The 13,448-nt window shown below is 69.4% G+C and carries 13 protein-coding genes and 1 pseudogene; 8 read left to right on the top strand and 6 right to left on the bottom strand.

Annotated elements, in window-relative coordinates; genetic code table 11:
• Positions 1-14: 14 nt before the first annotated feature.
• The 4 genes and pseudogenes from BA022_RS01695 to BA022_RS01680 all read left to right on the top strand — a co-directional run bounded on the left by BA022_RS01695 (position 15) and on the right by BA022_RS01680 (position 3,404).
• A complete protein-coding gene (locus BA022_RS01695) occupies positions 15-983 on the top strand; it encodes a tripartite tricarboxylate transporter substrate binding protein BugE (protein ID WP_015913802.1) in 969 nt (322 codons plus the stop codon).
• A gap of 134 nt (positions 984-1,117) precedes the next feature.
• A pseudogene (locus BA022_RS19265) lies at positions 1,118-1,900 on the top strand (methyl-accepting chemotaxis protein); the annotation flags it as partial.
• Positions 1,901-2,147: 247 nt separating this feature from the next.
• Positions 2,148-2,747 carry a hypothetical protein gene (locus BA022_RS01685; RefSeq protein WP_011806125.1) on the top strand — a complete coding sequence of 200 codons (600 nt, stop codon included), beginning with the start codon at positions 2,148-2,150 and terminating at the stop codon, positions 2,745-2,747.
• Between the two features lie 9 nt (positions 2,748-2,756).
• Entirely contained in the window at positions 2,757-3,404 is a 648-nt protein-coding gene (locus BA022_RS01680) for a DUF4124 domain-containing protein (RefSeq protein WP_088886363.1), read from the top strand.
• Here the strand turns inward: BA022_RS01680 and BA022_RS01675 are convergent.
• Positions 3,401-4,357, bottom strand: a complete 957-nt coding sequence (locus BA022_RS01675; RefSeq protein WP_088886362.1) for an SDR family oxidoreductase — start codon at positions 4,355-4,357, stop codon at positions 3,401-3,403. The genes BA022_RS01680 and BA022_RS01675 overlap by 4 nt on opposite strands.
• 45 nt (positions 4,358-4,402) lie before the next feature.
• Between BA022_RS01675 and BA022_RS01670 the strand changes: the two genes are divergently transcribed.
• Positions 4,403-5,455, top strand: coding sequence for a CDP-6-deoxy-delta-3,4-glucoseen reductase (locus BA022_RS01670; RefSeq protein ID WP_011806128.1), 1,053 nt, complete (start codon positions 4,403-4,405; stop codon positions 5,453-5,455).
• Positions 5,456-5,641: 186 nt separating this feature from the next.
• On the opposite strand, the gene BA022_RS01665 is transcribed toward BA022_RS01670, so the two are convergent.
• Positions 5,642-5,992 (bottom strand): four-helix bundle copper-binding protein, encoded by a 351-nt coding sequence (locus BA022_RS01665; RefSeq protein ID WP_015913805.1) that lies wholly within the window; start codon positions 5,990-5,992, stop codon positions 5,642-5,644.
• 132 nt (positions 5,993-6,124) lie between these two features.
• On the opposite strand from BA022_RS01665, the gene BA022_RS01660 reads away from it, so the two are divergent.
• A complete protein-coding gene (locus BA022_RS01660; protein WP_011806130.1) occupies positions 6,125-7,096 on the top strand; it encodes a Bug family tripartite tricarboxylate transporter substrate binding protein in 972 nt (323 codons plus the stop codon).
• 263 nt (positions 7,097-7,359) lie between these two features.
• On the opposite strand, the gene folK is transcribed toward BA022_RS01660, so the two are convergent.
• Genes folK through hda form a run of 4 tightly spaced genes read right to left on the bottom strand, consistent with a single transcriptional unit; the run spans position 7,360 to position 10,911 of the window.
• Positions 7,360-7,878: a 2-amino-4-hydroxy-6-hydroxymethyldihydropteridine diphosphokinase gene (gene folK / locus BA022_RS01655; RefSeq protein ID WP_088886361.1), complete on the bottom strand. Its 519-nt coding sequence runs from the start codon at positions 7,876-7,878 to the stop codon at positions 7,360-7,362.
• A complete protein-coding gene (pcnB, locus tag BA022_RS01650; RefSeq protein WP_088886360.1) occupies positions 7,875-9,470 on the bottom strand; it encodes a polynucleotide adenylyltransferase PcnB in 1,596 nt (531 codons plus the stop codon). Before pcnB ends, folK begins: the two co-directional genes overlap by 4 nt.
• The gene (locus BA022_RS01645) at positions 9,467-10,168 is read right to left on the bottom strand and encodes a histidinol-phosphatase (protein WP_011806133.1); all 702 of its coding nucleotides are present in this window, start codon (positions 10,166-10,168) and stop codon (positions 9,467-9,469) included. Before BA022_RS01645 ends, pcnB begins: the two co-directional genes overlap by 4 nt.
• A gap of 50 nt (positions 10,169-10,218) precedes the next feature.
• The gene (gene hda / locus BA022_RS01640) at positions 10,219-10,911 is read right to left on the bottom strand and encodes a DnaA regulatory inactivator Hda (RefSeq protein WP_011806134.1); all 693 of its coding nucleotides are present in this window, start codon (positions 10,909-10,911) and stop codon (positions 10,219-10,221) included.
• A gap of 336 nt (positions 10,912-11,247) precedes the next feature.
• On the opposite strand from hda, the gene purM reads away from it, so the two are divergent.
• Together purM and BA022_RS01630 are read left to right on the top strand one after the other, a co-directional pair.
• Positions 11,248-12,297, top strand: a complete 1,050-nt coding sequence (gene purM, locus BA022_RS01635; RefSeq protein ID WP_088886359.1) for a phosphoribosylformylglycinamidine cyclo-ligase — start codon at positions 11,248-11,250, stop codon at positions 12,295-12,297.
• An 18-nt stretch (positions 12,298-12,315) separates the two neighbouring features.
• The gene (locus tag BA022_RS01630) at positions 12,316-13,395 is read left to right on the top strand and encodes an AI-2E family transporter (RefSeq protein ID WP_088886358.1); all 1,080 of its coding nucleotides are present in this window, start codon (positions 12,316-12,318) and stop codon (positions 13,393-13,395) included.
• The last annotated feature ends 53 nt before the right edge of the window (positions 13,396-13,448 follow it).

The following is a 13,448-nucleotide window of genomic DNA, read 5'->3' as shown; positions in this document are numbered from 1 at the left end:
CAGGAGATAAAAGCATGATTCGTCGCAGCGCACTCACCCTGGGCCTGCTGGCCCTGCTCGGCACGGCCGCCCAGGCCCAGTCCGGCTACCCCAACAAGCCCATCCGCCTGCTGGTGCCCTTCGCCGCGGGCGGCACCACCGACCTGATCGCCCGCGTGGTGGCCGAGCCCCTGGGCCGCGAGCTGGGCCAGCCCGTGGTGGTGGAGAACAAGGGCGGCGGCGGCGGCGCCATCGGTGCGGCCGAAACCGCGCGCGCCACGCCGGACGGCTACAACCTGGGCGTGGCCACCGTGTCCACCACGGCCACCAACCCGGCCATCAACCCCAAGATCCCCTACAACGTGTTCACCGACTTCACCCCGGTCGTGAACATCGCCGCCACGCCCAACGTGATTGCGGCCAACCCGCAGTTCGTCGGCAAGGAATACAAGAGCTTCCTGGCCGAAGTCAAGAAGACTCCAGGCAAGTACTCGTTCGGCTCGCCCGGCACCGGCAGCATCGGCCACCTGATGATGGAAATGTTCATGCTGGAGACCGGCACCCAGCTGGTGCACGTGCCCTACCGCGGCTCGGGCCCGGCACTGAACGACGCCGTCGCCGGCCAGATCCCGCTGATCTTCGACAACCTGCCGTCCGCCCTGCCCTTCATCAAGGACAAGCGCCTGACCGCCCTGGTGGTGGCCGCCCCGCAGCGCCTGGCCGTGCTGCCCGACGTGCCCACACTGGCCGAAGTGGGCCTGCCCAACGTGAACCGCATGGCCTATTACGGCATCATCGGACCCAAGGGCCTGCCCAAGGACATCGTGGACAAGGTCAACGCCGCCGTGCACAAGGTGCTGAAGGACCCTGCGGTGCGCAAGCGCATCGAGGACACGGGCTCGCTGATCGTGGCCGACACGCCGGCGAAGTTCGCCCAGGAAATCAAGGCCGAATACACGGCTTACAAAAACGTGGTGGACAAGCAGAAGCTCACCATGGACTGAGCGCACACCGCCCCAACCCTCACCAGCCCCGCCACCCGCGGGGCTTTTTCGTTTGCGCCATGGATGCAACGGCAGGCCTTCCTGATATGCCCAAGCATTACAGGGCAATTACCTATTGAAACAAAATACAAGAAAGAGTCAACGTGCGCCAAGTGGCACTGGCCAGCACCGAGATCGCCCAGGGCAACAACGACCTGTCGGCCCGCACCGAGCAGCAGGCCGGCGCGCTGGAGGAAACGTCCGCCTCCATGGAGGAGCTGAGCTCCACCGTGCGCCAGAACGCCGACAACGCGCGCCAGGCCAACCAGCTGGCCGCCAACGCCTCGCAGATCGCCAGCCAGGGCGGCGAAGTGGTGACCCAGGTCGTCACCACCATGCAGGGCATCAACGAAAGCAGCCACCGCATCGCGGACATCATCGGCGTCATCGACGGCATCGCCTTCCAGACCAACATCCTGGCGCTGAACGCCGCGGTGGAGGCCGCACGCGCCGGCGAGCAGGGCCGCGGATTCGCCGTGGTGGCCGGCGAGGTGCGTGCGCTGGCCCAGCGCTCGGCCGCCGCGGCCAAGGAGATCAAGCAACTGATCCACACCAGCGTGGAGCGGGCGGAGCAAGGGTCCGCACTGGTCGGCCAAGCCGGCGCCACCATGACGGAGGTGGTGACGGCCATCCAGCGGGTGAGCGGCATCGTGGCCGAGATCAGCACCGCCAGCCAGGAGCAAAGCGCCGGGGTGCACCAGGTGAGCGATGCCGTGGCGCAGATGGACCAGGCCACGCAGCAGAACGCCGCACTGGTGGAGGAAAGCGCAGCCGCCGCCGACAGCCTGAAGCTGCAGGCCGAGCAACTGGTGCAGTCCGTGGCCCTGTTCCGCCTGCGCGCCGACGGCTCCGTGCCCGCAGCGCAACAGCACGGGTAGGCAGCGTCGGCGCCCTTGCGCCAGGCGGAATCATCGCGCGCCGCGCGGCCGCCAGGCCCTGCGCTGGCGGAGAAACACCCCGTCACAATGGTGAAGAGGCGGCAAAGCCTGACAAAGCCGGCCCGGTAGGGTCAACCAAAATGGCCCGACGCGCGTCTGACACACAAGAGGTGGCAGCGAGACCACCGCCTTTACCACCACAGCGCCGGCCCGGACCGCCCGGCGTGCTTACCCGGGAGACCTTTCCATGCCTCTTTCGCGTTGGACTTCTGTGCGCATCCTCACCGCCGGCGTGCTCGCCTCGCTGGCTGTCGGCTGCGCCGCTGTGCCGGGTGACCCCTACTACGATGGGGGCGGCTACTATCCCGCGCCATCGTCCATGACGGTGTACGAGCAGCCCGGCGTGATCTATACCGCCCCGCCGTTAGGCTGGCGCGACTACCCCCCGCCGCCTTCCGGCTGGCGTGAAGACGCCTGGCGCGAGCGCCAGTGGCGGGAAGCGCGTGAGCGCCAATGGCGCGAGGCCCAGGAGCGCGAACGCCGTGAGGCGGACCGTCGTCGCGAAGCCGACCGCCGCCGCGATGCGGACCGCCGTGAAGCCGACCGGCGCGAAGCGGAACGCCGCCGCGACGCCGAACGTTGGGAGGCCGAACGCCGCCGCGACTGGGACCAGCGCCGTAAGGAAGACCAACTGCTGCGCCACCCCAACCCCGACGTGGCACGCGAACGGCAGCTGCAGTTCGAACGTGACCGCCGCGCGGAGCGCGAAGCCGAGCGGGAGCGACGCAACCAGGCATTCCAGCCCCAGCCCGGCGATCGCCCCAACCCGCGCCCCGACTGGCGCTGAAGGCCGCCCATGACCCGAGCCCTGCCTGGCTCCCTTGGCAGCGTCAGTGCCGCCCTGGCGCTGACGCTGTTTACCTGTCTGCCCCTGCCGTCAATGGCCCAGGTGGTGCGCTGCACCGACCCGGCCACGGGCAAGGTGACTTACACCGATGGCGACTGCGGCCGCGGCCAGTCCGCACGCGAAGTCGAAGCCCGCAAGACCCCCCAGGAAATCCAGCAGGAGCGCGAGCAAGCCGCCGAAGCCCTGGAGCGCAAGCAGGAGCGACAGCAATGGGAGCGCCAGCAACAGCGCGACGCCGAGCCCGCGACGCGCGTAGCGCGCCCTCGCGCCACCCCGGCCGATCCATCGCAATCCGTAGACTGCCAGCGCGCACGGCGCAACCTGCAGGAGGTGCTCTCCACCATGGGCCGCGGCATGTACGACGAGCAGGCGCGGCTGGATGCGGCGCAGCGCCAGGCTGACCTCGCATGCCTGAGTCCGGCGGACTATGCACGCGCGGAGAGCGCGCGCTCCAGCCGCACCGTCTATCCCTCGCCCTACTACGCCCCGCCGGTGGTGGTGGTGCCACCACGGCCCGCGCCGCCGCCGCGGCGCGAAATCACGCACTGCAACGTGTTTCGCTGCTACGACAAGCAGGGCAACACCTACCCCCGCTAAGGGTGCGGTGCCTGCAGCCCTTCGCGCACGGTGGGGTAGCGCAAGCGCAGGCGCAGTTCGCGCGCCATGCGCTTAGTGGTCAACCGCCGCGATTCGCCCATGAAACTCAGCAGCGACAGCGGTAGCTGCTCCTGCGCGGTACTGCGCTGCACGCGCGGCGGACGCGGCAAGCCATAGAGGTCGGCCGCGAAGTCGAAGTAGTCTCCCATCTTGAGCTGGCTGTCGTCTGCCACGTTGTAGATGCGTTGCGCACGAGCGCGCCACAGCGCCAGCATGCAGGCCCGCGCCAGGTCATCCGCATGGATGTGGTTGGTATAGACGTCGTCAGGCTCGGCCAGCACGGGCGTGCCGCGGCGCAGGCGCGCTTCGGGCGTGCCGCCCTCACGGTCAGGGGCGTAGATGCCGGGCACGCGCAGAATGCTCACAGGCACGCCCGCACGGCCCAGGTGACGCATGGCGCGCTCGGCATTCACGCGGCGCTGCGCGCGCGGCGTGGCGGGCGCCACGGGCCGCGACTCGGGCACCCAGGCCCCCGCGCAGTCGCCATACACGCCACTGGTGGAGGCATACACCAGGGATTGCGGCAGCGTGCGCCGGCGCAGCGCACGCGCCAGCGCCGTGCTGCGGGGGTCCAGCCACCAGCGCGGACCAACCTCGCGCTCGCCAGGTGGCGGCGCCAGATGCAGCACCCGCGTGGCCACGCCCGCCAGGCGCGCCAGCGTGGCCGCATCGTCCAGATTGCCCAGCAGCGGCGTGACGCCCGCCCCACGCAGCTGCGGCACGCGCGTGGGCGAGGACGTGAGCGCAAGCACGCGCGGGCGGCCACTCCCGCCCTGGGGTCCGTTCAGGCTGCGCACCACGCGCAGCCCCACGTCGCCGCAGCCAATGATGAGCACGCGCTGGCGGCGAAAGCGCGCCGGCAGGGCGCCGAGAGGGTTTTGGATTGAGGGCAAAATCGGTCGGTTTGCTTGAAGACAACTCCAAGGATACCCACTGTCATGACCAGCGCAGAGACCGCATTCCAGATCACCGTGCAGCCCAGTGGCCGTGCCTTCGAGGCGCAGGCTGGCGAAACCATCCTGTCCGCGGCCATCCGCGGCGGCGTGGGCATGCCCTACGGTTGCAAGGACGGTGCCTGCGGCTCGTGCAAGTGCAAGAAGCTCAGCGGCTCGGTGGTGCACGGCGAGCACCAACAGAAGGCGCTGAGCACCGAGGAGGAAGAAGCCGGCTTCGTGCTCACCTGCTGTGCCCAGCCGCTGACCGACGTGGTGCTGGAATCGCGCCAGGTGACCGACGAGAGCGCCTATCCCATCAAGAAGCTGCCGGTGCGCGTGGCGGCGCTCACGCGCGCATCGCACGATGTGATGCAGGTGCGCCTGCAACTGCCCGCGGCCGACACCTTCCGCTACCACGCGGGCCAGTACATCGAATTCATCCTGCGTGACGGCGCGCGCCGCGCGTACTCCATGGCCAACGCACCCCACACGCAGGAAGGCGCGCCAGGCGTGGAGCTGCACATCCGCCACATGCCCGGCGGGCGCTTCACCGACCATGTGTTCAACGCCATGAAGGAGAAGGAAATCCTGCGCGTGGAGGGCCCTTTCGGCAGCTTCTTCCTGCGCGAGGATTCCGACAAGCCCATGGTGTTTCTGGCTTCGGGCACGGGCTTTGCGCCCATCAAGGCGCTGATCGAACACATGCAGCACAAGGGCATCACGCGCCCGGCCACGCTCTACTGGGGCGGACGCCGCCCGGCGGACCTGTACATGGACGGTTGGATCCGCGAGCGCCTGGCCGCGCTGCCAAACCTGCGCTACGTGCCGGTGGTCTCCGACGCCCTGCCCGAGGACGGCTGGGCCGGCCGCACGGGCTTCGTGCACCAGGCGGTCATGGAGGACATTGCCGACCTCTCGGGCTATCAGGTCTATGCCTGCGGCGCGCCCATCGTGGTGGACTCGGCCCGCGCCGCCTACAGCGCGGAGCGTGGCCTGCCGCCCGACGAGTTCTACGCCGACGCATTCACGTCCGAGGCCGACAAGCACGGCGGCTGACGGGCGCTTCCCCGCGGCGCACCGCGCACAACCCTGCGCCACGCAACGGGCGTTGTGCCCGGCCAGCAGGTGTCGTCGAACGGGATCTGCTAGACCACGGGCGCCGTGTTCCATCCGCGCCGCACGGCACTCCGAAGGCGGCGACAGGGCCGCGGTAAGCGCCGCCGCTCAGGGACCGTACTTCACTCAAGCGATCATGTCGCGGCACAGGCTGGCGCAGCGCTTGCAGGCTTCCGCGCAGTCCTGGCAATGGTCCGCCGCGTGGCTTATGCATTCCTGTGCGCAGCTTTCGCAGATGCGCGCGCACAGCTCGCAGACATAGTTCACGTGCGGGCTCTCGCGGGCCATGGTGGCGGCAGCCAGGCGGCAGATGTCGGCGCAGTCCATGTCCAGCGCGATGCACTTGGCCATGTGGCGCGGGTCGGGCTCGCGCAGGCACGCCGCGGCGCAGAAATCGCAGGTGGCAGCGCATGCGTTGCAGGCCGCGATGCAGTGGGAGTAGCGTGATTCGTCCAGGATGGTGGGGGCGTCCAGCATGTCAGTCCTTTCATGGGCGGGGGCAGGCAAGGCCCGGGCCCATCGTAGAAAGATGCGCTGCGCCTTGTCGTAGGACAGGGCAGCATTGCGGCGCCACGGAAGCGTCTTCCATTTTTTGCACAATGGAGGCCTATGAACCGCAGACACCTTCTTCTTTCGGCCGCTGCCATTGGCGCGGCACTCGCAGCCCCCCTGAGCCACGCGCAGGATGCGCCGATCCGCCTGGTCGTGCCCTACGCGCCTGGCGGCCCGCTGGACGTGACGGCCCGCGCGCTGGCCGAGCGCGTGCGCGACACGCTCGGCGTGGTGGTCGTCGACAACAAGGCGGGTGCGGGCGGCAACATCGGCGCCGATCTGATCGCCAAGTCCGCGCCCGACGGGCACACCATCGGCATCGCCGCCACGGCCACGCACGCCGTGAACCCCTGGCTGTACAACCGCATGCCCTACGACGCAGCCAAGGACTTCGCCGGTATCACGCAGATGGTGCGCGTGCCCAACGTGCTGGTGGTCAACGCCGCGCGGGCCGAGCAGCTCAAGATCAACACCCTGCAGGACCTGATCGCCTACGCCAAGGCCAACCCCGCCAAGCTCAACTACGGCAGCGGCGGCAACGGCAGCGCCGGCCACCTGGCGGGCGAGATGTTCAAGCAGAAGGCCGGCATCTTCGCGCTGCACATCCCCTACCGCGGCGCCAGCCCCGCGCAGCTGGCCCTGCTGGCCGGCGAGGTGGACTTCAACATCGACAACCTGGCCGCCGCCGCGCCCAACATCAAGTCGGGCAAGCTCAAGGCCTTGGCCGTCACCTCGCTGGAAGCCAGCCCCATGCTGCCCGGCGTGCCGCCGCTGTCGCAGACCTTCAAGGGCTTTGCCATCGACACCTGGTGGGGTCTGGTGGCACCGGCCGGCACGCCCAAGCCCGTGATCGCCAAGCTCAACAAGGCGTTCACGGACGCACTCAAGGCACCGGAAACCAAGACGCGCTTTTCCGCACTGATGGCCGAGCCCGTGGCCACCACGCCTGAGCAGTTCGACGCCTTCATGGCCGCCGAGCGCGCCAAGTACCAGCAGGTGGTGAAGGCCTCCGGCGCCAAGGTGGACTGACCGGAACGCGGCATTCCGGGTGCCACCGGAGTGCCGCGGGCGGCGCACGGCGCGACTGTCCGGGCGTGTCGTCGTCAGCCTGGGGCCAAGCCGCCCCAACGGCGCCCCCTGTTGCGCTGCCGCACCCGCCACCACGGCGGTGACGCCTCGCAACCGGCGGCGTGCTTACATCAAAAATAAGAGCGCCTCACGCTTGCCATATGGCAGTTTTCAGGTGGTTTCACCTTCAAACGTCCGTACGGCCAGCGCAAGCAGCTATTAATTCAGGAGTTTGCGCCCAACCATTCGGTGGCTTCGGCCAGGCGCTCGATGCGCTGGCCGCTGGCCTGGGCGCGCTGGACGTCCGTTCCGCACGTCTGGGCCAGGCCGGGCGCCAGTTCCGCCAAAGGAAGGAGCACGAAGGCCCGCTCGCCCATGCGCGGGTGGGGCAGCGTGAGTTCGGCGCCGTCCAGGCGCTCCTCCCCGTACAACAGCAGATCCAGGTCCAGCGTGCGTGGCGCGTTGCGGTAGGGGCGCTCGCGCCCCGCGGCCTGCTCGATGGCCTGCAGGGCATGCAGCAGCGCCAGTGGCGCCAAGGTGGTCTGCAACTGCGCCACGGCATTGAGATAGTCGGGCCCGCCGGCATCCACCGGCGCGCTGCGGTACAGCGACGAAACCTGCCGCACCTGGGTGCCGGGCAACGCGCCCATCGCCCGCACCGCGTCGCGCAGCGCGCCGCGCGCATCCCCCAGATTCGCGCCCAGGCCCACCCAGGCGCTGGCCGCCACGGAAGGCGAGGTCACACCTCGCCCGCGGGCGCGCCACCCTCAGATGCACCGCTGCCCGTGGGCTTGCGGCGACGGCGGCGGCGCTTCTTGGGCGCAGCAGCGTCCTCTGCCGCTGGCTCGGCCAGGGAATCACCGGCATCGCTGGCCCTGCGCGGGGGCTCGGCGTCGTCCGTGGCGACTGGCACGGCCTTGGGCACGCGCCGTACCGTGGGCTGGGCCTTACGCTGGCGCGCGCGCTGCTCCTCGCGCGCCTGCTCGATCATGTCCTCACGGCGCGCATCGTCGGCCAGCGAGAACTCCTGCCACCACTCGGCCAGCGCCTCCTCCACCTCGCCCACGTCCGCGCGCAGGCGCAGGAAGTCGAAGCCTGCGCGAAAACGCAGGTGCGCCACCATGCCGAAAGGCGTGCTACCCGAGCGTTTCTCGAAGCGCGGCTGCATGACCCAGATCTCGCGCATGTCCGCCGCCAGCTTGCCGCGGCCGGAGACATCGCCGATGCGCTTGTCGAACACATCGTCGATCGCATCCTGCAGCGCCGGGAAGGGCTGCTGGCGCCCCAGGCGCTGCTCCCAGCCGGCCTTCACGTCCTGCCACAGCACACAGGCCAGCAGGAAGCTGGGCGCAACGGGCTTGCCCTCGCCCACGCGGCGGTCGGTGTCGGCCAGCGCGGCCTGCACGAACGGGTGACTGGAACGGTCCACCACCACGTCCAGCAGCGGGTAGATGCCCGTGGCCAGGCCCAGGGATTTGAGCTGCGCGATCGAGGCCAGCGCGTGGCCGGTCTGCAGCAGCTTCAGCATCTCGTCGAACAGGCGGCTTTGCGGCACCTCCCGCAGCAGCGGCTCGCACTCCACCAGGGGCTTGGCGGTCTTGGGCTCCAGGGCAAAGCCCAGCGGGCTGAGCTTGGCCGCAAAGCGCACGGCGCGGATGATGCGCACGGGGTCCTCGCGGTAGCGCGTGGCCGGGTCGCCGATCATGCGCAGCACGCGTTTCTTGGCGTCCTCGATGCCCTTGTGGAAGTCCACCACGACCTCGGTCTCAGGGTCGTAGTACATGGCGTTGACGGTGAAGTCGCGCCGCGTGGCGTCCTCGTCCTGCGGGCCCCAGACGTTGTCGCGCAGCACGCGGCCGCTGGCGTCCACGGCATGGTGCATGCCGGCCAGCTGGGCCTTGCTGGTCTTTTCGTTGCCACCCACCTGCTCGGCTGCCGCGTTGTCCATGTAGGCGCGGAAAGTGGAGACCTCGATCACCTCATGCTCGCGCCCGCGGCCGTGCACCACGTGCACGATGCGAAAGCGCTTACCGATGATGAAGGCGCGCCGGAACAGGCCCTTGACCTGCTCGGGCGTGGCGTTGGTGGCCACGTCGAAGTCCTTGGGCTTGAGGCCCAGCAGCAGGTCGCGCACCGCGCCGCCGACGATGTAGGCCTCGTAGCCCGCCTGCTTGAGTGTGCGCACCACGTCGCTGGCGCGGCGGTCCACCAGTTCGGGGTTGATGCCGTGCACCGCGGCGGGCACTTCCGCACGCTTGCCAAAGCGGCCGCGTGTGCCACGGCCCGCGCCTGCGGCGCCCTTGCCCAGCAGTTTGTCGATGAAGGTCTTGATCATGGGTGTGGGGGAAACAGGTCCAGAATGCGCCAGCCGCGCTGGGAAGCCAGTGCGCGCAGGCGTGGATCGGGGTTGGTGGCGACGGGATGATCCACCTTTTCCAGCAGCGGCACGTCGTTCATGGAGTCACTGTAGAACGTGCTGTCCACGTCCGTCCAGCGCAGGCCGCGCTCGGCCAGCCATTGCTCCATGCGCTGCACCTTGCCCTCGCGCATGGAGGGCACGCCGCGAATGCCGCCGGTGATCCAGCCGTCGTCGCCGCGCTCCAGTTCCACGGCGACCAGCTGATCCACGCCCAACGCCAGGGCGATGGGGCGGGTGACGAACTCGTTGGTGGCGGTGATGATGAGCACCTCGTCGCCCGCGTCGCGGTGGCGCTGCACCAGCGCGCGCGCTTCCTCGCGCAGCGCGGGCTGGATCACCTCGCGCATGAACTGCGCGTGCGCCAGGGCCGCCGCCTCGGCGCCGCGCTGGCGAATGGCGTCGGTCGCGAAGCGCACGTAGTCGTGCACGTCCAGCCGCCCGGCGACGTAGTCGTCGTAGAACGCCTTGTTGCGCCGGCCGAACTCTTCGCGGTCGGCCCAGCCGATGCGGATGGTGAATTCGCCCCACTCGTAGTCGGAATCCAGGGGCAGCAGGGTGTGGTCCAGGTCGAACAGGGCCAGTCGGCGGCGTTGTACCTGCGTGTCAAAGGTCATGCGTTGATTGCAATGGGTGGATGAAAGCGCCCTGCACCGATGGCCGCGCGCTACTCGGTCTCCAGCATGGTCTTGAGCAGCGGGACGGTGACGGCGCGCTGCGTGCGCAGCGCAAAGCTGTCGAGCCGGTCCAGCAGCTGCATGAGGCTGCCCAGGTCGCGCGAAAAGCGGCCCAGCATGTAGTTCATGACCTCATCGGCCAGGAAGATGCCGCGCGCGTCGGCCTGCTGGCGCAGCACGGCGCGGCGCTCCTGCTCGTCCAGCAGCTGGAGCTGGAACACGTGGCCCCAGCCCAGCCGTGTGCGCAGGTCGTCGCGCAGCGGCAGGTCGGCCGGCGGCAGGTCGCCCGCGGCCAGTACCCAGCGGGGCGCTCCTTCGGTGGGGTTGATGGCGTTGACGAACCAGTTGAAAGCCGCCGCCTGCTGCGCCGTGGTGTACAGGTGCACCTCGTCGAGCAGCACCGCGCTCCAGCGCTCGTCGAAGGCCGAGGGCAGCGCCACGGAGGCGTCGAGCCAGCCCACGCTGGCGCCCTGCCCGCGCAGCGCCTCGTACGTGGCCCGCAGCAGGTGCGACTTGCCGGTGCCCGTTTCGCCCCACAGGTAGGTGGGCACGGGCGAGCGCGGCGCGGCGCCACCGGCCACCGCCAGCCGCAGGTGCTGCAGTGCCTGCGCGTTGGGGCCGGCATGGAAGTTGTCGAGCGTGGGGCCGGTCACCAGGCCAATGTCCAGGGCCAGCTGCTTCATGGCGAGCGCCACCCGCGCAAATGCGGCGCGCCCCGGCCTCCGCGCGCAATGCGGAGCCTGGCCGGGCCGTAACGGGATGGAGTGGATGGCATGGGAGGCAAGGTAGGGGACGCGCCGCGGTTCACCGCCGCGAAACCATGGAGGCGCCCGGGAAGCGGGCGGCACGCAGGGCGTGCAACCCGCGATTTTAGTGCGTCGATGGCCCAGACGACCCGAGCCCGGGCCGCGTGCGGCGCAGCCCGCCGCGCGGGGGCATTCGCGGCCCGCCCGGGCGGACCCTTAAAATCCCCGCTTTCCGGCCCGCCGACCGCGGCCCTCAGCACTGACGCACATCCCATGAGTTCCTCTGCCCCCTCCACTCCCATCTCCTACAAAGACGCCGGCGTCGACATCGACGCAGGCGACGCGCTGGTCGAGCGCATCAAGCCTCTGGCCAAGAAGACCCTGCGCGAAGGGGTGATGGCGGGCATCGGCGGCTTCGGCGCGCTGTTCGAGGTGCCCAAGCGCTACCAGGAGCCGGTGCTGGTCTCGGGCACTGACGGCGTGGGCACCAAGCTCAAGCTGGCGTTCGAGTGGAACATGCACGACACCGTGGGCATCGACCTGGTGGCCATGAGCGTCAACGACGTGCTGGTACAGGGCGCCGAGCCCCTGTTCTTCCTGGACTACTTCGCCTGCGGCAAGCTGGACGTGGACACCGCCGCCGCAGTGGTGGGGGGCATCGCCCGTGGCTGTGAGCTGAGCGGCTGCGCACTGATCGGCGGCGAGACGGCCGAGATGCCCGGCATGTACCCCGACGGTGAATACGACCTGGCCGGCTTTGCCGTGGGCGCGGTCGAGAAGTCGAAGATCCTCACCGGCCAGACGGTGAAACCCGGCGACGTGGTGCTGGGCCTGGCCTCCAGCGGCGTGCATTCCAACGGTTTTTCGCTGGTGCGCAAGTGCATCGAGCGCGCCTCGGCCGCCGGCACGCTGCCTGACACGCTGGACGGCAAACCCTTCAAGGCCGCCGTCATGGAGCCCACGCGCCTGTACGTGAAGAACGTGCTGGCCGCGCTGGCACAGCATCCGATCAAGGCCCTGGCCCACATCACCGGTGGTGGCCTGCTGGAGAACATTCCGCGGGTATTGCCCGAAGGCACGGCCGCCCACCTGAAGGCCGGCAGCTGGCCGCAGACGGAGCTGTTCGCCTGGCTGCAAAAGACCGCCGGCATCGACGACATCGAGATGAACCGCACGTTCAACAACGGCATCGGGATGGTGGTGGTCGTGCCGGCGGAGGCCGCCGATGCCACGGCCGCCACGCTGCGCGCGCTGGGCGAGGCGGTGTACGCCATCGGCGCCATTGCCGAGCGTGGCGACGGCGCCGCCGTCGTCGTGGGCTGATCCAGCGCGATTGGCACGATGCCTTCGGGTCAGCCGCCGCAAGGCTCCGCCGCCACGCCTGCCGCCCTGAGGCCGCCATTCGCGCCCGCCACGCGGGGCGTGGTGATCGCCAGCTACTTGCTGATGGGCGCCGCGCTGCTGCTCGTGATGCTGCGCGGGCTGCTGCCCGGGCTGCTGTGCGTGTGCCTGGGTTTTCTGCTCACGCGTTGGCTGGCGCCACGCTTGGCGTGGTTCCCGTCGCGCACGGCGAACAGCATGGCAACCCGCGGCCAGACGGCAGCCGCCACGCTGGTCATGCTGTCTCCCTTGCTGCTGCTGGCGCTGGCGCTGTCGCATTCGCGCACCTATATCGTCGACGCCCCCCAGCAATACCGCGAACTGCTGGACTTCCTGGCCCGCACCGTGCTGGAACTGCGGCTGAAGCTGCCCACCGACATCGCGGCCCAGTTGCCCGAAGGCGCCGCCGAAATCCAGCGCACCATCGCCGCCTATCTGGCCGCCAAGGCCGGCGCCCTGGCCATGGCGGGGCGCGCCTGGCTCACGGGCCTGCTGTATGCCTATGTGGGCCTGCTGATCGGGGCACTGGCCGCCGTACGCAGCGTAGGCGCTTCACGCGGCCCCTTGGCACAAGAGCTGGTGCTGCGCATCGCGCGTATGGGAGAGGCCTTCCGTCAGATCGTCGCGGCGCAGTTCTGGATTGCCGCCTTCAACACGCTGCTCACCGCACTGTTCCTATTGCTGGTGCTGCCCCTGTGGGACTTGGACCTGCCCTACACCCCCGCTTTGATCACCCTGACCTTCGTGGCCGGCCTGGTGCCCATCGTGGGCAACCTACTGTGCAACGCGGTCATCACGCTGGTGGGACTGTCGGTATCGCCCGTTGCGGCCGTGGCCTGCCTGGCCTTCCTGATCCTGATCCACAAGGCCGAGTACGTGATCAACGCCAAGGTCGTGGGGCGGCGCACCCACATGGGCGTGTGGGAGCTGCTGTCGGTGATGTTCGTGGCCGAAGCCGTCTTCGGCCCCGCGGGGCTGGTGGCGGCACCGCTGTTCTACGCCTACCTGAAGAAAGAGCTGGAAGCCGCGCGGCTGGTATAACCGCCGCTCCGCAAAAACCATAGCTGCTAGCGCTTGTCCAGCAAGCGCTGCAG

The organism is Diaphorobacter nitroreducens (genome assembly GCF_002214645.1).
Taxonomy (GTDB): Bacteria; Pseudomonadota; Gammaproteobacteria; order Burkholderiales; family Burkholderiaceae_C; genus Diaphorobacter; species Diaphorobacter nitroreducens.
This window is presented reverse-complemented; position numbering and strand designations above follow the sequence as displayed.